At 69.9% G+C, this 18403-nt stretch carries 14 protein-coding genes; 7 read left to right on the forward strand and 7 right to left on the reverse strand.

The features are described from left to right. The first annotated feature begins 30 nt into the window (after positions 1 to 30). Positions 31 to 777, forward strand: a complete 747-nt coding sequence (locus tag ABZ880_RS34130; protein ID WP_361270936.1) for a response regulator transcription factor — start codon at positions 31 to 33, stop codon at positions 775 to 777. A 12-nt stretch (positions 778 to 789) separates the two neighbouring features. On the opposite strand, the gene ABZ880_RS34135 is transcribed toward ABZ880_RS34130, so the two are convergent. Then, positions 790 to 1974 carry a crosslink repair DNA glycosylase YcaQ family protein gene (locus tag ABZ880_RS34135; protein ID WP_361270940.1) on the reverse strand — a complete coding sequence of 395 codons (1185 nt, stop codon included), beginning with the start codon at positions 1972 to 1974 and terminating at the stop codon, positions 790 to 792. A gap of 55 nt (positions 1975 to 2029) precedes the next feature. Beyond that, positions 2030 to 2617 (reverse strand): GNAT family N-acetyltransferase, encoded by a 588-nt coding sequence (locus ABZ880_RS34140; RefSeq protein WP_361270946.1) that lies wholly within the window; start codon positions 2615 to 2617, stop codon positions 2030 to 2032. 281 nt (positions 2618 to 2898) lie between these two features. On the opposite strand from ABZ880_RS34140, the gene secA reads away from it, so the two are divergent. Beyond that, positions 2899 to 5712, forward strand: a complete 2814-nt coding sequence (secA, locus tag ABZ880_RS34145) for a preprotein translocase subunit SecA (RefSeq protein WP_361270949.1) — start codon at positions 2899 to 2901, stop codon at positions 5710 to 5712. A gap of 103 nt (positions 5713 to 5815) precedes the next feature. Here secA and ABZ880_RS34150 read toward each other — a convergent pair whose 3' ends face one another. Continuing rightward, on the reverse strand, positions 5816 to 6502 hold the full coding sequence (locus tag ABZ880_RS34150; protein ID WP_361271332.1) for an Rv3235 family protein: 687 nt from the start codon (positions 6500 to 6502) through the stop codon (positions 5816 to 5818). A gap of 311 nt (positions 6503 to 6813) precedes the next feature. Here ABZ880_RS34150 and ABZ880_RS34155 point away from each other — a divergent pair, with 311 nt between their 5' ends. Further along, the gene (locus tag ABZ880_RS34155) at positions 6814 to 7329 is read left to right on the forward strand and encodes a hypothetical protein (protein WP_361270952.1); all 516 of its coding nucleotides are present in this window, start codon (positions 6814 to 6816) and stop codon (positions 7327 to 7329) included. Positions 7330 to 7416: 87 nt separating this feature from the next. Next, positions 7417 to 8082 (forward strand): HAD hydrolase-like protein, encoded by a 666-nt coding sequence (locus tag ABZ880_RS34160; protein ID WP_361270955.1) that lies wholly within the window; start codon positions 7417 to 7419, stop codon positions 8080 to 8082. A gap of 13 nt (positions 8083 to 8095) precedes the next feature. Here the strand turns inward: ABZ880_RS34160 and ABZ880_RS34165 are convergent, their stop codons facing one another. Beyond that, positions 8096 to 8662 (reverse strand): DJ-1/PfpI family protein, encoded by a 567-nt coding sequence (locus ABZ880_RS34165; protein ID WP_361270958.1) that lies wholly within the window; start codon positions 8660 to 8662, stop codon positions 8096 to 8098. 578 nt (positions 8663 to 9240) lie between these two features. On the opposite strand from ABZ880_RS34165, the gene ABZ880_RS34170 reads away from it, so the two are divergent. Continuing rightward, a complete protein-coding gene (locus tag ABZ880_RS34170; protein ID WP_361270961.1) occupies positions 9241 to 14187 on the forward strand; it encodes an NAD-glutamate dehydrogenase in 4947 nt (1648 codons plus the stop codon). Between the two features lie 72 nt (positions 14188 to 14259). Here ABZ880_RS34170 and ABZ880_RS34175 read toward each other — a convergent pair whose 3' ends face one another. Together ABZ880_RS34175 and ABZ880_RS34180 are read right to left on the reverse strand one after the other, a co-directional pair. Continuing rightward, positions 14260 to 15120 carry an ABC transporter ATP-binding protein gene (locus ABZ880_RS34175; protein WP_361271335.1) on the reverse strand — a complete coding sequence of 287 codons (861 nt, stop codon included), beginning with the start codon at positions 15118 to 15120 and terminating at the stop codon, positions 14260 to 14262. Between the two features lie 40 nt (positions 15121 to 15160). Continuing rightward, the gene (locus ABZ880_RS34180) at positions 15161 to 16075 is read right to left on the reverse strand and encodes an ABC transporter permease (protein ID WP_361270964.1); all 915 of its coding nucleotides are present in this window, start codon (positions 16073 to 16075) and stop codon (positions 15161 to 15163) included. Between the two features lie 262 nt (positions 16076 to 16337). Between ABZ880_RS34180 and ABZ880_RS34185 the strand changes: the two genes are divergently transcribed. Together ABZ880_RS34185 and ABZ880_RS34190 are read left to right on the forward strand one after the other, a co-directional pair. Further along, positions 16338 to 16964, forward strand: coding sequence for a TetR/AcrR family transcriptional regulator (locus ABZ880_RS34185; protein WP_361270967.1), 627 nt, complete (start codon positions 16338 to 16340; stop codon positions 16962 to 16964). Positions 16965 to 17043: 79 nt separating this feature from the next. Then, complete coding sequence (locus ABZ880_RS34190; RefSeq protein WP_361270969.1) at positions 17044 to 17688, forward strand: response regulator transcription factor; 645 nt, start codon at positions 17044 to 17046, stop codon at positions 17686 to 17688. An 18-nt stretch (positions 17689 to 17706) separates the two neighbouring features. On the opposite strand, the gene ABZ880_RS34195 is transcribed toward ABZ880_RS34190, so the two are convergent. Beyond that, positions 17707 to 18387 carry a Crp/Fnr family transcriptional regulator gene (locus tag ABZ880_RS34195; RefSeq protein ID WP_361270971.1) on the reverse strand — a complete coding sequence of 227 codons (681 nt, stop codon included), beginning with the start codon at positions 18385 to 18387 and terminating at the stop codon, positions 17707 to 17709. Positions 18388 to 18403 lie beyond the last annotated feature (16 nt).

Raw genomic sequence — 18403 nt, forward strand, 5'->3', positions numbered from 1 at the left:
CACAGGCCACAGCCTTCAGGGGGAGGAACGATGGCGGACAGCTTCGGACCGATGCAGGACGGGGATGCCGACGGCGGCGTCGTCGGCATGGGCCCGGACGCGGGCACTCCACGCAAGGAGCCGATCAGAGTCCTTGTCGTGGACGACCACGCCCTCTTCCGCCGTGGCCTGGAGATCGTGCTCGCGGCCGAGGAGGACATCCAGGTCGTCGGGGAGGCCGGGGACGGCGCGGAGGCCGTCGACAAGGCCGCCGACCTGCTGCCGGACATCGTCCTGATGGACGTCCGGATGCCCAAGCGGGGCGGGATCGAGGCGTGCACCTCCATCAAGGAGGTCGCCCCCAGCGCGAAGATCATCATGCTGACGATCAGCGACGAGGAGGCCGACCTCTACGACGCGATCAAGGCGGGCGCGACCGGTTATCTCCTCAAGGAGATCTCCACGGACGAGGTGGCCACCGCCATTCGCGCCGTCGCCGACGGGCAGTCGCAGATCAGTCCTTCCATGGCGTCGAAGCTGCTCACCGAATTCAAGTCGATGATCCAGCGCACGGACGAGCGCCGGCTGGTGCCGGCGCCGCGGCTGACCGACCGCGAGCTGGAGGTCCTCAAGCTCGTCGCCACGGGAATGAACAACCGGGACATCGCCAAGGAGTTGTTCATCTCCGAGAACACCGTGAAGAACCACGTGCGCAACATCCTGGAGAAGCTGCAGCTGCACTCCAGGATGGAGGCCGTGGTGTACGCGATGCGGGAGAAGATCCTCGAGATCCGCTGAGCGCGACGTCGGTCAGCGGAGGGCGGCGATCAGTGCTCGGGTCACCTCCTTGGTGAGCGGTTCGTGCAGCTCCGGGGCGTCCACGCGCTCCACACGTACGCTCGTGCAGTTCACCCAGCTCGCCGCCTCGACCAGCGCCTCCGCCACGGCCGGGACGACCTTCGCGCCGTCCAGGGTGACCTGCTTGGCGACCAGGGTGCTGCCCTCGCGGGCCGGGTCCACACGGCCGACCAGGCGGCCGCCGGCGAGGACCGGCATCGCGAAGTAGCCGTAGACCCGCTTCGGCTTGGGGACGTAGGCCTCCAGGCGGTGGGTGAAGCCGAAGATCCGCTCCGTGCGCGCCCGCTCCCAGATCAGGGAGTCGAAGGGGGACAGCAGCGTGGTGCGGTGGCGGCCGCGCGGTGGCGTCTTTAGGGCCGCCGGGTCGGCCCAGGCCGGCTTGCCCCAACCCTCGACCGTCACCGGGACCAGGCCCGAGTCGGCGATCACCGCATCGACCTGTTCGCCCTTGAGGCGGTGGTAGTCGGCGATGTCCGCGCGTGTGCCGACGCCCAGGGACTGGCCCGCCAGGCGGACGAGACGGCGCAGGCACTCGGTGTCGTCCAGCTCGTCGTGCAGCAGCGCGTCCGGGATCGCGCGCTCGGCGAGGTCGTAGACCCGCTTCCAGCCGCGGCGCTCCACGCACACCACCTCGCCGTACATCAGCGCGCGCTCGACGGCGACCTTGGCGCCGGACCAGTCCCACCACTCGCTGGTGCGCTTCGCGCCGCCCAACTCGGTGGCCGTGAGCGGGCCTTCGGCGCGGAGCTGCTTGATGACCTGGTCGTAGGCGCCGTCGGGGAGCTCGTGGTTCCAGTGCGGGCGGCCTCGGTAGGCGCGGCGGCGGAAGGCGAAGTGCGGCCACTCCTCGACGGGCAGGATGCATGCCGCGTGGGACCAGTACTCGAAGGCGTGCGTCTCCGTCCAGTAGGCGTCCTCGACCGTCCTGCGTCCCACCGAGCCGAGGCGGGCGTACGGGATGAGCTCGTGGGAGCGGGCGAGGACCGAGATCGTGTCGAGCTGGACCGCGCCGAGGTGGCGCAGGACACCGCGGACACCGCCCTTGCGGTCGGGAGCGCCGAGGAAACCCTGGGCGCGGAGGGCGATGCGGCGGGCCTCGTCCGCCGAGAGGTCGGTGGTGGGACGCGGGGTCGTCATGGTCCGCACGATAGAACGTGCCACTGACAATGCGAGTTGACCTGCGGATTCGCAGTTAGGCGCCCGGAGTTGGGGCAGGAGCCGGAAGATACGGCGCCGTCGACGGCAGCTCCAGGTCCGAGGGCAGGAGCGAGCCCACCCAGCAGTCCCGCCGTACGCCCTTGTTGTTGATCGCGGAGCGCAGTGTGCCCTCGATGACGAAGCCCGCCCGCTCCGCCACGGCACGGGAGCCGTGGTTGCCCACCTCGGCGCGCCATTCGACGCGGTCGATCGACAGATGGATGAAGGCCCACCGCGAGGCGGCGAGGACGGCCTCGGTGGTGTAGCCGTGACCGCGGTGCTCCTTGGTGCCCCAGAAGCCGACCTCGGCCGAGCCCAGGGAACGCATGGTGAAGCTGAGCATGCCCACCAACTCCTCCCCTTCGGGGAGGAAGACGCCGAAGGTGAACATGGAGCCGGCCGCCCAGCCGTCGGGGACCAACTGCTCCGTGAAGCTCTGCGCGTGCTCGGGGAGATAGGGCGCGGGGATCGTCGTCCAGCGCTGGATGTCGGAGTCCTGGGCGGCGGCGTACACGGCGTCGGTGTCCTCGGGGCCGACCGTGCGCAGAAGGAGGCGGGCGGTCGTGAGCGTCACGGGTTCCATCGGCCGATTCTCCTTGGCATGTCGGACGGCACGCCATGTTTTTGCCGTGTGTGAGCGCGTGATCACAATTCGCGTAATTCGTCGGCGGTGTGCGGCACCATCCGCGGGGCCCGACCGTTGTCCCCTTTGAAGAAGATTTGAAGCGGTGTGCGAAGCAGTCGGTGGTCGTCGTCCCGGCAGGCCTCCCGGCTTGGCGGTGTCCTCGCATACGATGGCCGTTGCTCAGTAAGTCAAATGGAAACCGACCGTCCCAGGCCCGACCGGCAAGGAGACCAACCCCCGTGTCCGTCCTCTCGAAGATCATGCGTGCAGGCGAAGGCAAAATCCTGCGCAAGCTGCACCGCATCGCGGACCAGGTCAACTCCATCGAAGAGGACTTCGTCGACCTCTCCGACGCCGAGCTGCGGGCCCTCACCGATGAGTACAAGCAGCGCTACGCCGACGGCGAGAGTCTGGACGACCTGCTCCCCGAGGCGTTCGCCACCGTGCGCGAGGCGGCCAAGCGCGTCCTCGGACAGCGTCACTACGACGTCCAGATGATGGGTGGCGCGGCCCTGCACCTCGGTTATGTCGCCGAGATGAAGACCGGTGAGGGCAAGACCCTGGTCGGCACCCTGCCGGCGTATCTGAACGCCCTTTCCGGAGACGGCGTTCACCTCATCACGGTCAACGACTACCTGGCCGAGCGCGACTCCGAAATGATGGGCCGCGTCCACAAGTTCCTGGGTCTGAGCGTCGGCTGCATCCTCGCCAACATGACGCCGGCCGAGCGCCGCCAGCAGTACGAGTGCGACATCACGTACGGCACGAACAACGAGTTCGGCTTCGACTACCTCCGCGACAACATGGCGTGGTCGAAGGACGAACTGGTGCAGCGCGGCCACAACTTCGCCATCGTCGACGAGGTCGACTCCATCCTGGTCGACGAGGCCCGTACGCCGCTGATCATCTCCGGCCCGGCCGACCAGGCCACCAAGTGGTACGGCGACTTCGCCAAGCTGGTCACGCGCCTGAAGAAGGGCGAGGCGGGCAACCCGCTCAAGGGCGTCGAGGAGACCGGCGACTACGACGTAGACGAGAAGAAGCGCACGGTCGCCATCCACGAGTCCGGCGTCAGCAAGGTCGAGGACTGGCTGGGCATCGACAACCTCTACGAGTCGGTCAACACGCCGCTGGTGGGCTACCTGAACAACGCCATCAAGGCCAAGGAGCTCTTCAAGAAGGACAAGGACTACGTCGTCATCGACGGCGAAGTCATGATCGTCGACGAGCACACCGGCCGTATCCTCGCCGGCCGCCGCTACAACGAGGGCATGCACCAGGCGATCGAGGCGAAGGAAGGGGTGGACATCAAGGACGAGAACCAGACGCTCGCCACGATCACCCTGCAGAACTTCTTCCGCCTCTACGGCAAGCTCTCCGGCATGACCGGTACGGCGATGACCGAGGCCGCCGAGTTCCACCAGATCTACAAGCTCGGCGTCGTCCCGATCCCGACCAACAAGCCGATGATCCGCAAGGACCAGTCGGACCTGATCTACCGCACCGAGGTGGCCAAGTTCGAGGCGGTCGTCGACGACATCGCCGAGAAGCACGAGAAGGGCCAGCCGATCCTCGTCGGTACGACGTCGGTCGAGAAGTCCGAATACCTCTCGCAGCAGCTCTCCAAGCGCGGTATCCAGCACGAGGTGCTGAACGCGAAGCAGCACGACCGTGAGGCGACGATCGTCGCCCAGGCCGGCCGCAAGGGCGCCGTGACCGTGGCCACCAACATGGCCGGCCGTGGTACGGACATCAAGCTCGGCGGCAACCCCGACGACCTCGCCGAGGCCGAGCTGCGCCAGCGCGGCCTCGACCCCGAGGAGCACATCGAGGAGTGGGCCCAGTTCCTGCCCGCCGCCCTGGAGCGTGCCGAGAAGGCGGTGAAGGCGGAGTTCGAGGAGGTCAAGGACCTCGGCGGGCTCTACGTCCTGGGCACCGAGCGGCACGAGTCGCGCCGTATCGACAACCAGCTGCGCGGTCGTTCCGGCCGTCAGGGCGACCCCGGTGAGTCCCGCTTCTACCTCTCGCTCGGCGACGACCTGATGCGGCTCTTCAAGGCCCAGATGGTCGAGCGCGTGATGTCGATGGCGAACGTCCCGGACGATGTGCCGATCGAGAACAAGATGGTCACGCGCGCGATCGCGTCCGCCCAGTCGCAGGTCGAGCAGCAGAACTTCGAGACCCGCAAGAACGTGCTGAAGTACGACGAGGTCCTCAACCGCCAGCGCGAGGTCATCTACGGCGAGCGGCGCCGCGTCCTGGAGGGCGAGGACCTGCAGGAGCAGGTCGTGCACTTCATGGACGACACGATCGACGCGTACATCGCGGCGGAGACCGCCGAGGGCTTCGCGGAGGACTGGGACCTCGACCGGCTGTGGGGCGCCTTCAAGCAGCTGTACCCGGTGAAGATCACCATCGAGGAGCTGGAGGAGGCGGCCGGCGACCGGGCCGGTCTGACCGCCGAGTTCATCTCCGAGTCCATCAAGGACGACATCCACGAGCAGTACGAGTCCCGTGAGGCACAGCTCGGCTCCGAGATCATGCGTGAGCTGGAGCGCCGGGTCGTGCTGTCGGTCCTGGACCGCAAGTGGCGCGAGCACCTCTACGAGATGGACTACCTCCAGGAGGGCATCGGCCTGCGCGCGATGGCGCAGAAGGACCCGCTGGTCGAGTACCAGCGCGAGGGCTTCGACATGTTCACCGCCATGATGGAGGGCATCAAGGAGGAGTCCGTCGGCTACCTGTTCAACCTGGAGGTCCAGGTCGAGCAGCAGGTCGAGGAGGTCCCCGTCGAGGACGCCGAGCCGGTCGACCTGGGCAAGCAGGACGCGGTGCCGGCGCAGGCGGGTGCGCGTCCGGAGATCCGCGCCAAGGGGCTGGACGCCCCGCAGCGCCGGAACCTCCACTTCTCCGCGCCGACCGTGGACGGCGAGGGCGGCACCATCGAGGGCGACTTCGTGGGTGACGACGAGCCGGTGCGCTCCGAGGCCGACGGCCTCACGCGCGCGGAGCGGCGCAAGCAGTCCCGGAGCGGGCGCCGCCGCAAGAAGTAAGCGGCCGCGCGGAGGCACGTGACGGTGCCTGCGGCGCCCGTAGCGGATCGAAGGGCCGGGTCACCGAGGGTGGCCCGGCCCTTCGGCATGTGCGGCCGGGAAGCTAGTCGTCGGAGGGGCGTGGCGGGCGGGCGCCGCCCAGTTCCACCGCGGTGCAGCGCCAGCGGAGGTCGTGGCCGCGTTCCAGGCGGAAGGCCATGGCGCGCAGCTGGTCGCCGGCGCCGATGCGGGCGAAGGCCTCGACGGCTCCGGGGCGCGGGACGCAGTAGCCGATGTCGCGGACGACCGGGCGGGCGCCGCGGGTGCGCAGGGGCCCGCGCTCGGCGAGCCAGGCCAGTTCGTCGTAGGCCCGGCCCACGGTGTGCCGGAGCATCGAGTGGACGGGGCGCTGACCGCTCAGGACCGCGACCAGGAGGTCGGCGAAGACGTCGGTGGGGCGGGGCTGCGGGACGTGCGCGCGGGGCGTCTGAGAGGGAGCGGGCGGGCTGGTCCGGAGGTCGCCGGCGGCCCCGGCCGCCTGGGTCGGGACGACCGCACTCCGGGCGGTGACCACAGCCGCAGCACCCTCGGCCGAAGCGGCGGGAACCGTCGGCGGCCGGTTGTCGGCGGGCCTCGTGACCGTCGGGACCCCGCTGCCCCGGGACCCCGGCGGGCGGCCGCCGCCCGGAGCCCTGCGGGCCGGAGTGCCGCCCGGGGTGCGGGGCGGGGCACCGCCGGGGCGGCGGGAGTCGCGGCGGGCCGGAGGACGGCTGCTCGGCTGGTGCTGCGCCCTGGTCATGACCTTGTGCATCGCGTGTCCCCGTTCGGTCGGCCCGGCGATACCGGGCAGTAACTTGGCGATGGGGATCTTGTACGGGGCCGTGGGCAGGGGCGGCAAGCAAGCGAGGACCCGGGGCGGGGAGGCCGGAACGTTCACCTATCAGGTGGTGGAGTAGGCCTGTGACCTGGGGATCACGGGGGTGCCGCGGGTGAATTCCCGGGTCCGGGGTTGACGCCTCCGGGCCCCGGGGCAGGGACTCGAAAGGGGACGCCGCACGTATCCTGAAGGCCCTCCGGGAGCCGCGGCAGCGCCCCGGCCACCGACCACGAAAGCGGCCAGCCATGCGTGTCTACGTCCCCCTGACCCTCTCCGGTCTCGCCGAGGCGTACAAGACGGGAGAGCTGGGGACCGGGCCGCTCCTCGCGTACGCCGTCACGCCCGCGCTGCGCGAGTGGTACCTCTCCGACGACATCGAGGAGCTGGAGTACGCGGCCCTGAACCGCGCCGCCCTGGCCTCGCTGCGGCTGCTGGCCGCGGACCCCGGCGCGGTACGGCGCCGGGTCGTGGTCGCCGTCGACGTGCCCGACCGCGCGGCCACCGCCGACCCCGACCGGGGGCTCGACCCGGCCGCGCTCGGCGAGGTGCGGGTGACCGGGACCGTACGGCTGGGCAAGGCCGCCGCGGTGCACGTCGACCTCGACGACGCGGAGGCGGACGTGGCCGCCGCGGCCGGGGCGCTCGAGGCGGCGGACCGCGGGGACGACGACGCGCAGTTCCTGGTGGACGGGGCGGAGGACCACGAGCTGCTCTGGTACGCGACGCAGGAGATCCCCAACCTGGTCGGGCTTGAGGACTGAACCCGTGCCGCCCCTGCTCCTGCCCGCTCAATGTCCTGCTGACCTGCGGTTCTCTTGATTGTCAGTGGCGGCGGGTACGTTTTTGGCATGGGGAAGCAGACAGGGGCGCACATCGTCTGGGACTGGAACGGCACGCTGTTCCACGACAACGACGCGATCATCGGGGCGACGAACGCGGCGTTCGCCGAGCTGGGCCTGGCGCCGATCACGATGGAGCAGTACCGCACGCTGTACTGCGTGCCGGTGCCGAAGTTCTACGAGCGGCTGCTCGGGCGGCTGCCGACGGACGCCGAGTGGGAGGTCATGGACGAGACCTTCCACCGGTACTACGCCGAGCACCGGGTGATGTGCGGGCTCACCGCGGGAGCGACGGAACTGCTCGCGGGGTGGCGGTCGGCGGGGCGTAGCCAGTCGATCCTCAGCATGTACGTGCACGACGAACTCGTCCCGCTGGTGCGCGGGTTCGGGATAGAGGCGCACTTCATACGCGTCGACGGGCGGACCGGGCCGTCCGGCGGCAGCAAGGCCGAGCACATGGTGCGGCACCTCGCCTCGCTCGCCGGGGTGGATCCGGCTCGCACGGTGGTCATAGGCGACGCCGCCGACGACGCGGTGGCCGCGCAGCACGTGGGGGCGCGGGCCGTGCTGTACACCGGCGGGTCGCACGGCCGGGCCAGCCTCGAGGCGGTGGGCGTGCCGGTGGTGGACACGCTCGTGGAGGCGGTCGCCGAGGCGGAGCGGTTGGCTGCCTAGGCGGACTGTGCGGCTACGTCACCGGCGCCTTCGCCCTCAGCACCGTCAGGAACTCCCGCATCCACGCCGAGTGGTCCGGCCAGGCGCGGGACGAGACCAGGGTGCCGTCGACCACCGCCTCGGTGTCCTGGAAGCTGGCGCCGGCGGCCTGCATGTCCGGTTCCAGCGCGGGATACGCCGTGACGCGGCGGCCGCGGAGGCTGTCGATCGCGGCGGTGAGGAGGGGGCCGTGGCAGATCTGGGCGACGGGCTTGTCCGCGTCGAAGAAGGACTTGAGGATCTTGCGCAGTTCGGGGTCGTTGCGCAGGTACTCGGGGGCGCGGCCGCCGGGGATGACGAGGGCGGCGTACTGACCGGGGTCGACCTCGGCGAAGGCGAGGTCGGCGGGCCAGGTGTAGCCGGGCTTCTCGGTGTAGGTGTCGAAGCCGGGTTCGAAGTCGTGGACGACGAACTGGAGCTTTTTGCGGGCGGGGGCCGCGATATGGACGTCGTAGCCCTCCTCGCGGAGGCGCTGGTAGGGGTACAGGACCTCGAGTGACTCTGCTGCGTCGCCGGTGACGATGAGGATTTTCGCGGTCATTGCGGGCGGCTCCCCTCGGGCGGGCGTGCGCTGTCATGGGCAACGTGCCTCTTGTGGGGTGGCTTTGCCAAGAGGTCAGGTCGTTTTCGAGCAAAGGGGGATCAAATGGAGGACAGGATTCGTCCACCCGCACGACGGCGGGGTGCGTGCCCCTGTGCAGAGTGTCAAAGTTCCACCCCCGGATTTGTACACATACGGCTCATGACGGGTCCCCCGTACTGAGCGATAGCCTTGTGGCGTGATCAGCGCGATATCTCGCGGGGGCGCTGTTGCCCCTGCCCTGCGCCCGGTGAGCACGGACCACCTCCGTGACCGGGCGGCAGTCGCTGGTCTTCGCGGGCGGGACGGGGTCGCAAAGGCCCCGAGGACGCCGTACACACCCCGGAAGCGCACGTTGCGGAGAGCAGCGTCACACCCTGTGGGTGCGTCGGAAATGGCTGATAACCCCCCGCTCATCTCGCCTTGCGGCATAGCGTCGGAGCAGACCGGAGAACCCGGGCCGTGGCGACGAGCCGCAGGGGAAGAGACCGTACTTCCTTCTACGTCACGCAACGGCGCGCGACAGGAGCCAGAGGACAATGCAGACCAAGCTGGACGAAGCCAAGGCCGAGTTGCTCGAGAGGGCTGCTCGGGTAGCTGAGAACAGCCCGGTCGGGGGGCACCTACCGACTGGGACGACGGACGAGGGCACACCCGACCGGGACACCGTGCTCGCGTTCCTCCAGCGGTACTACCTGCACACCGCTCCGGAGGACCTCACCGGCCGCGACCCGGTCGACATCTTCGGAGCCGCTCTCTCCCACTATCGGCTGGCCGAGAACCGGCCACAGGGCACGGCCAACGTCCGGGTCCACACGCCCACGGTGGAGGAGAACGGGTGGACGTGCAGCCACTCCGTAGTCGAGGTCGTCACCGACGACATGCCCTTCCTCGTCGACTCCGTGACGAACGAGCTCACGCGGCAGGGACGCGGCATCCACGTCGTCATCCACCCGCAGATCGTCGTCCGCCGGGACGTCACCGGCAAGCTCATCGAGGTCCTCAGCGCCCAGTCGGGGGGCGAGCTCCCGCACGACGCGCACACCGAGTCCTGGATCCACGTAGAGATCGACCGCGAGACCGACCGCGGTGACCTCAAGCAGATCACCGCCGACCTGCTGCGTGTCCTGTCCGACGTCCGCGAGGCCGTCGAGGACTGGGACAAGATGCGGGACGCGGCGATCCGCATGGCCGACGAGCTCCCCCAGGAACCGGTCGCCACCGACCTGCGCGAGCAGGACATCGAGGAGGCCCGCGAGCTGCTGCGCTGGCTGGCCGCCGACCACTTCACCTTCCTCGGCTACCGCGAGTACCGCCTGCGCGACGACGACTCCCTGGCCGCTGTGCCCGGCACCGGCCTCGGCATCCTGCGCTCCGACCCGCACCACGCCGGCGACGAGAGCCACCCGGTCAGCCCGTCCTTCGAGCGGCTGCCAGCCGACGCGCGTGCCAAGGCGCGCGAGCACAAGCTCCTCGTCCTGACCAAGGCGAACAGCCGGGCCACCGTGCACCGGCCGTCGTACCTGGACTACATCGGAGTCAAGAAGTTCGACGAGCAGGGCAACGTCGTCGGTGAGCGGCGCTTCCTCGGTCTGTTCTCCTCCGCCGCGTACACCGAGTCCGTCCGCCGGGTTCCGGTCATCCGCCGCAAGGTCGAGGAGGTCCTGGAGCGCGCCGGCTTCTCGCCCAACAGCCACGACGGGCGCGACCTGCTGCAGATCCTCGAGACGTACCCGCGCGACGAGCTCTTCCAGACGCCCGCCGACGAGCTCGAGTCCATCGCCACCTCCGTCCTCTACCTGCAGGAGCGCAGGCGACTGCGCCTCTACCTGCGCCAGGACGAGTACGGCCGCTACTACTCCGCCCTCGTCTACCTCCCGCGCGACCGCTACACCACCGGCGTCCGCCTGAGGATCATCGACATCCTGAAGGAGGAACTGGGCGGCATCAGCGTCGACTTCACGGCCTGGAACACCGAGTCGATCCTGTCCCGGCTGCACTTCGTGGTCCGTGTCCCGCAGGGCACCGAGCTGCCGCAGCTGTCCGACGCCGACAAGGAGCGCATCGAGGCCCGTCTCGTCGAGGCCGCCCGCTCCTGGGCCGACGGCTTCGCCGAGGCGCTGAACGCCGAGTGCGGCGAGGAGCGCGCCGCCGAGCTGCTCCGCCGGTACGGCAACGCCTTCCCCGAGGGCTACAAGGCGGACCACACGCCGCGTTCCGCGGTCGCCGACCTCGTCCACCTGGAAGAGCTCAGCGAGGCACAGGCCCACGGCGGCAAGGACTTCTCCCTCAGCCTGTACGAGCCGGTGGGCGCCGCGCCCGAGGAACGCCGGTTCAAGATCTACCGCAAGGGCGACGCCGTCTCCCTGTCCGCGGTGCTGCCGGTGCTCAACCGGCTCGGCGTCGAGGTCATGGACGAGCGGCCGTACGAGCTGCGCTGCTCGGACCGCACCACCGCCTGGATCTACGACTTCGGCCTGCGCATGCCCAGGTCGCAGAACGGCGCCGGCGACTACCTCGGCGACGACGGCCGCGAGCGCTTCCAGGAGGCCTTCGCCGCCACCTGGACCGGCAAGGCGGAGAACGACGGCTTCAACGCCCTCGTGCTGAGCGCCGGGCTCGACTGGCGTCAGGCGACGGTGCTGCGGGCGTACGCGAAGTACCTGCGGCAGGCGGGCTCCACCTTCTCGCAGGACTACATGGAGGACACCCTCCGCAACAACGTCCACACCACGCGGCTGCTCGTCTCCCTGTTCGAGGCGCGGATGTCGCCGGACCGCCAGCGCGCGGGCCACGAGATCGTCGACGCCCTCCTCGAAGAGGTCGACGCGGCCCTCGACCAGGTCGCGAGCCTCGACGAGGACCGGATCCTGCGGTCCTTCCTCACCGTCATCAAGGCGACCCTCCGTACGAACTTCTTCCAGGAGGCGGCGGGCGGCAAGCCGCACGCGTACGTGTCCATGAAGTTCGACCCGCAGGCGATCCCCGATCTGCCGGCGCCGCGCCCGGCGTACGAGATCTGGGTCTACTCGCCGCGTGTCGAGGGTGTGCACCTGCGCTTCGGCAAGGTCGCGCGAGGAGGTCTGCGCTGGTCCGACCGGCGTGAGGACTTCCGGACCGAGATCCTCGGCCTGGTGAAGGCGCAGATGGTGAAGAACACCGTCATCGTGCCGGTCGGCGCCAAGGGCGGCTTCGTCGCCAAGCAGCTGCCCGACCCGGGCGTGGACCGGGAGGCGTGGCTGGCCGAGGGCATCGCCAGCTACAAGGTGTTCATCTCGGCGCTCCTCGACATCACCGACAACATGGTGGCCGGCGAGGTCGTCCCGCCCGCCGACGTCGTACGGCACGACGAGGACGACACCTACCTGGTCGTCGCCGCCGACAAGGGCACCGCGACCTTCTCCGACATCGCCAACGGCGTCGCGGAGTCGTACAACTTCTGGCTCGGCGACGCCTTCGCCTCCGGCGGCAGCGCGGGCTACGACCACAAGGGCATGGGCATCACGGCCCGTGGCGCCTGGGAGTCCGTCAAGCGGCACTTCCGGGAGCTGGGCGTGGACACCCAGACCGAGGACTTCACGGTCGTCGGCATCGGCGACATGTCCGGCGACGTGTTCGGCAACGGCATGCTGCTGAGCGAGCACATCCGCCTGGTCGCCGCCTTCGACCACCGGCACATCTTCATCGACCCGAACCCGGTCGCGGAGACCTCGTACGCCGAGCGCCGCCGCATCTTCGAGCTGCCGCGCTCGAGTTGGGCCGACTACAACACCGAGCTCATCTCGGCCGGCGGCGGCGTGTTCCCGCGTACCGCCAAGGCCATCCAGCTCAACTCGCACATCCGCGAGGCCCTCGGCATCGAGGGCAAGGTCTCCAAGATGACCCCGGCCGACCTGATGAAGGCCATCCTGCAGTCGCCGGTGGACCTGCTGTGGAACGGCGGCATCGGTACGTATGTGAAGGCCAGTACGGAGACGCAGGCGGACGTCGGCGACAAGGCCAACGACCCGATCCGCGTCGACGGCGCCGACCTGCGCGTCAGTGTGGTCGGCGAGGGCGGCAACCTGGGCCTGACCCAGCTCGGCCGGATCGAGTTCGCCCTGCACGGCGGCAAGATCAACACGGACGCCATCGACAACAGCGCGGGCGTGGACACCTCCGACCACGAGGTGAACATCAAGATTCTGCTCAACGGCCTGGTCGCCGACGGTGACATGACCGTCAAGCAGCGCAACAAGCTGCTGGCCGAGATGACCGACGAGGTCGGCCGTCTGGTCCTGCGCAACAACTACGCGCAGAACACGGCGATCGCCAACGCGCTGACCCAGTCCAAGGACATGCTCCACGCCCAGCAGCGGTTCATCCGCCACCTGGTGCGCGAGGGCCACCTAGACCGGGCCCTGGAGTTCCTGCCCACCGACCGCCAGATCCGCGAGCGCCTGGGCCAGGGCCAGGGTCTGACCGGCCCGGAGACGGCCGTCCTGCTGGCGTACACGAAGATCACGGTCGCCGACGAGCTCCTGCACACCTCGCTGCCCGACGACCCGTACCTGCGCACCCTGCTGCACGCGTACTTCCCGTCGGCGCTGAGCGAGCAGTTCTCCGACCGCATCGACGGCCACCCGCTGCGCCGCGAGATCACCACGACCGTGCTGGTCAACGACACGGTCAACACGGGCGGTACGACGTATCTGCACCGGCTGCGCGAGGAGACCGGCGCCTCGCTCGAGGAGATCGTCCGGGCGCAGACCGCTGCCCGCGCGATCTTCCGGTCGGCGCCGGTGTGGGACGCGGTGGAGGCCCTCGACAACCGGGTCGAGGCCGCCGTCCTGACCCGTATCCGCCTGCACTCGCGCCGCCTGGTCGAGCGCGGCACGCGCTGGCTGCTCAACAACCGGCCGCAGCCGCTGCAGCTCGCCGAGACGGTCGACTTCTTCGCCGAGCGCGTCGAGCAGGTCTGGCAGCAGCTGCCGAAGCTGCTGCGCGGCGCGGACCTCGAGTGGTGGCAGCAGATCTACGACGAGCTGACCGGCCCCGGCGTCCCGGACGAAGTCGCCACGCGTGTGGCCGGGTTCTCCTCCGCCTTCCCGGCGCTGGACATCGTCTCGGTGGCCGACCGCATGGGCCGGGACCCGATGGACGTCGCCGAGGTCTACTACGACCTCGCCGACCGGCTGCACATCACCCAGCTCATGGACCGCATCATCGAGCTGCCGCGCGCCGACCGCTGGCAGTCCATGGCCCGCGCCTCCATCCGCGAGGACCTGTACGCGGCCCACGCCGCGCTGACCGCCGACGTCCTGGCGGTGGGCAACGGCACCTCGACTCCCGAGCAGCGCTTCAAGGCGTGGGAGGAGAAGAACGCCGCGATCCTGGGCCGGGCGCGCACGACCCTGGAGGAGATCCAGGGCTCGGAGACGTTCGACCTGGCCAACCTGTCGGTGGCGATGCGGACGATGCGCACACTGCTGCGGACGCATTCGTGAGCAGGTAAGCACCACGACGACGAGGGCGCCCCGAGCAGAACAGCTCGGGGCGCCCTCGTCGTCGTGGGAACGTCAGGAGGCGACGGCCACCTTCGGCTTCGCCTTGGGCTTGACCTTGTCGGTCTTGTCGCCGGTGAAGGCCTCGTACTCCTTCATGACGTCCTCGGTCGGGCCGTCCATGCGCAGTTCGCCGCGCTCCAGCCACAGCACCCGCTCGCAGGTGTCGCGGATCGACTTGTTGTTGTGGCTGACCAGGAACACCGTGCCCGCGTGCTTGCGCAGCTCGCGGATGCGCTCCTCCGACCGCTTCTGGAAGGACCGGTCGCCGGTGGCGAGCGCCTCGTCGATGAGGAGTACGTCGTGGTCCTTGGCGGCGGCGATGGAGAAGCGGAGGCGGGCGCCCATGCCGGAGGAGTACGTCCGCATGGGGAGGGTGATGAAGTCGCCCTTCTCGTTGATGCCGGAGAAGTCGACGATGTCCTGGTAGCGCTCCTTGATCTCCTCGCGGGACATGCCCATGGCGAGGCCGCCGAGGAAGACGTTCTTCTCGCCGGTCAGGTCGCCCATCAGGGCCGCGTTGACGCCGAGGAGGGAGGGCTGGCCGTCGGTGTAGATGCTGCCGTTCTCCACCGGCAGCAGGCCCGCGACCGCCTTGAGCAGGGTCGACTTGCCGGAGCCGTTGGTGCCGATCAGGCCGACGGCCTCGCCCTTGTACGCCACGAAGGAGACGTTCTTGACTGCGTGCACCTTGCGCACGCCCGCCGCCTTCTCGGCCTGCCCCCGGCGCAGCATGCGGTTGAGCGCGGCGGTCGCGGAGCCGCGTCCGGCGCCGGTGCCGTTGACCCGGTAGACGATGTCGACGCCGTCGCAGACGACGGTGGGGATCAGCTCGCCGGGGACCGCGTCGGCGGGCTCGGGAAACCCGTCGGAGATCACGTCGGTGAACTCGTTGCTGTACTCGTCGTTGGTGTACTCAGCCACGGCCGTACGTCTCCTCAGCCTTCCAGAAGTAGATGAAGCCGCCGACGCCCGCGAGCAGGGCCCAGCCGGTCGCCGCCGCCCACACGTGCGGGGGCAGCTGGCTGGAGTGGAAGCTGTCGATCAGCGCGTAGCGCATGAGGTCGATGTAGACGGCTGCAGGGTTGGTCTGCAGGGCGATCGTCAGCCAGTGGGGCAGGTGGTCGCCCTTGGTCAGCTTGTCGATGCTCCACATCACACCCGAGACGTACATCCAGGTGCGCAGCACGAACGGCATCAGCTGGGCGATGTCGGGGGTCTTCGCGCCCATCCGCGCCATGACCAGCGAGACGCCGGCGTTGAACGTGAACTGCAGGACCAGGGCCGGGATCGCCAGCACCCAGGAGACCGCGACCGGTACGCCGAAGCAGAGCAGGATGACGATCAGTGCGGCCATCGAGAACAGCAGCTGCTGCAGCTGCTGGAGGCAGAAGGAGATCGGCAGTGCGGCCCGCGGGAAGTGCAGGGCCCGTACGAGGCCGAGGTTGCCGGAGATCGCGCGGGTGCCCGCCATGATCGAGCTCTGGGTGAACGTCCAGATGAAGACGCCCGTGACGAGGAACGGGATGTAGTCCGGAACGTGCCGCTTGGTGCCCAGCAGTACGCCGAAGATGAAGTAGTACACCGCCGCGTTCAGCAGCGGGGTCATGACCTGCCAGACCTGGCCGAGCTTCGCCTGGCTGTACTGCGCGGTGAGCTTGGCCGTGGCGAACGCCGTGATGAAGTGGCGCCGCTCCCACAGCTGGCGGACGTACTCCGGCAGCGTGGGACGGGCGCCGCTGACCGAGAGGCCGTGGCGGGCGGCGAGGGCCGCGAGGTCGTCGTCGGCCGGGGCCGGCGACGGGGGCGGTGTGTGGAGGACCTGGCTCACATCCGCTGCTTTCGCTCGGGGGAGGGGGGTGCTGGCGTCCGGCCCGTCGGCCGGCCGGTCCTTTGCCCCACGTTTCCTTACGCTTCTCTTCACGTTCTCTTACGTCGGGACGGGACCGTATCGTCGCAACGTGAGCGTAGGCCGTTTCGGCGTCGGAACGCAACCGTTTCGTCGTGACGTCTTCCGCGGGGTGAGACCGTTTCGTTGTGGCGCGGTGCGTAGGGACGGGACCGTATCGTCGCAACGCCCTATGCTGGTCCGCATGACGACGAACGCCGACGGGCCCCAGACGCGTCCGCGCCGCCGGACCCCGGCCGGGGCGGCCGTACTCCGGGAGGATGTGACGGAAGCCATCCGGGCGGCCGTCTTCGAGGAGCTCGCGGCCGTCGGCTATGCGCGGATGTCCATCGAGGGGATCGCGCGCCGGGCGGGCGTCGGCAAGACCGCGGTGTACCGGCGGTGGAAGTCCAAGCTGCACCTGGTGCTCGACGTCGTCTCGGCGATCGCGGTGATGGGCCTGCCGACGCCCGACACGGGCTCCCTGGAGGGCGACCTGCGCCTGCTGTACGAGGTGACGTCGCGCGCGCTGCGCCACCCGGTGGCCTCGCAGATCATCCCGGATCTGCAGGCCGAGGCGGCCCGCAACCCCGAGATCGCCGAGGCCATGCAGAAGACCCTGCGGGAGGGGCAGGAGGGTGTCGCAAGCAAGATCATCTTGGCGGCGGAGCAGCGGGGCGAAGTCCGTGCGGGGCTCGACGAGGAACTGGCCCTGGACCTGATCTCCGGCCCCCTCTACTGGCGTTCGGTGGTGATCCGCAGCCCGAAGCTGCCGAAGGGGTACCTGCCCGCCCTGGCCCGTGCCACCGCGGAGGCCCTCAAGGCGCTGTGAGTATGCTGCGGTCCCCGGCCGCCGGCGGCCGAAGGTACGTCGCCGCGCGTGCGGTGACCGGAGTTGAGGCGGAACTGCCGTGAGAGTCGTGATCGCCGAGGACAACGCCCTGTTGCGTGAGGGGCTCGTCCTGCTGCTGACGTCCGCCGGACACGAGGTCGTGGCCGTCGCCGGCACCGGCCCCGAGGTGCTCCCCGCCCTCCTGGAACACCGCCCCGACGCCGCCGTCCTCGATGTGCGCATGCCGCCCGGCTTCCGGGACGAGGGCCTGCGCGCGGCCCTGGAGGCACGCGCACAGATCCCCGGGCTGCCGGTGCTGGTGCTCTCGCAGTACGTCGAGGAGTCGTACGCCGCCGAGCTGTTGACCGGGGGTGCGAACGGGCTGGGCTATCTGCTCAAGGACCGGGTCGGCCGGGTCGACGAGTTCCTCGACGCGCTGGAGCGGGTCGCTGCCGGCGGTACGGCGCTGGACCCCGAGGTCGTCACCGAGCTCCTCACCCGCCGCAAGGACTCCCCGCTCGACTCGCTCACGCCCCGCGAGAGCGAGGTGCTGAAGCTGATGGCCGAGGGGCACGACAACGCGACGATCGCCAAGACGCTCGTCGTCACCGAGCGGGCGGTGCACAAGCACATCGGCAACGTCTTCCTCAAGCTGGGCCTGCCGCCGAGCGACAGCGGCCACCGGCGGGTGCTGGCCGTGCTGACGTATCTGAACAACCAGTAGCCGAGGCGTTGTTCGCGGTCAGCGGGCGTCCGGTGCGGCGCGCAGGGCGAGGAGTTCGGGAGCGAGCACCTCGATCCGGCCGCCCTCGGCCGGCCCGATCAGGCCGTCGCGGCGGAGGCGGGACAGGGCGCGGTTGACCGTGACGCGGGTGACGCCCAGCAGGTCGGCGAGTTCGTGCTGCCCGCCGGGCAGGCGCGCGCGCCCGTCGGCCGCCGCCTCCAGCAGCCAGGCCGCGAGCCGTGCCTCGCACGGCAGTGTGACCGCGTCCGTCAGGCGTTGCTGCTGGGCGCGGGCCTGGGCGGCGAGGAGGTGCAGCACATGCGCGCGTACGGCGGCCGAGTCGTCCAGCAGCGCCATGAACCGGGGGCGCGGTACGGCCCGAACGGTGCACGGCGTGAGTGCGGTGAACGTCGCCGTGTGGCCCGCCCGGTCGAGCAGCGCGACCTTGTCCAGGGCGCAGGGTCCGTTCCAGGTGCCGAACCGCACCACGCGACCGCCCGCCGTAGTGGCCGACGCCGCCGTGGAGCCGTCCAGGAGCACGAGCAGGTGGTCGGCGGGGGTGCCCTGGGTGCGGAGCAGTTCTCCGGTGTCGTAGCGGCGGGGGACGGATGCCTGCCACAGGTGCTTCAGGCCGGTGTCCGGCAGCGCGGAGAAGAGGGGGACGTCGCGCAGCCGCCGCCAGTCGGGTCCGCCGCTCATGCCGCTGCCTCCCCAC

The sequence above is a fragment of the Streptomyces sp. NPDC047043 genome, from assembly GCF_040644055.1.
Taxonomy (GTDB): Bacteria; Actinomycetota; Actinomycetes; order Streptomycetales; family Streptomycetaceae; genus Streptomyces.

Bases quoted from the DNA above. Each gene is read 5' to 3' on its own strand.
- ABZ880_RS34135 (WP_361270940.1), bottom strand. From the start codon at position 1,974: ATGACGACCCCGCGTCCCACCACCGACCTCTCGGCGGACGAGGCCCGC.
- ABZ880_RS34165 (WP_361270958.1), bottom strand. From the start codon at position 8,662: ATGACCGCGAAAATCCTCATCGTCACCGGCGACGCAGCAGAGTCACTC.
- ABZ880_RS34150 (WP_361271332.1), bottom strand. From the start codon at position 6,502: ATGCACAAGGTCATGACCAGGGCGCAGCACCAGCCGAGCAGCCGTCCT.
- ABZ880_RS34155 (WP_361270952.1), top strand. From the start codon at position 6,814: ATGCGTGTCTACGTCCCCCTGACCCTCTCCGGTCTCGCCGAGGCGTAC.
- ABZ880_RS34140 (WP_361270946.1), bottom strand. From the start codon at position 2,617: ATGGAACCCGTGACGCTCACGACCGCCCGCCTCCTTCTGCGCACGGTC.
- ABZ880_RS34185 (WP_361270967.1), top strand. From the start codon at position 16,338: ATGACGACGAACGCCGACGGGCCCCAGACGCGTCCGCGCCGCCGGACC.
- ABZ880_RS34195 (WP_361270971.1), bottom strand. From the start codon at position 18,387: ATGAGCGGCGGACCCGACTGGCGGCGGCTGCGCGACGTCCCCCTCTTC.
- ABZ880_RS34170 (WP_361270961.1), top strand. From the start codon at position 9,241: ATGCAGACCAAGCTGGACGAAGCCAAGGCCGAGTTGCTCGAGAGGGCT.
- ABZ880_RS34160 (WP_361270955.1), top strand. From the start codon at position 7,417: ATGGGGAAGCAGACAGGGGCGCACATCGTCTGGGACTGGAACGGCACG.
- ABZ880_RS34130 (WP_361270936.1), top strand. From the start codon at position 31: ATGGCGGACAGCTTCGGACCGATGCAGGACGGGGATGCCGACGGCGGC.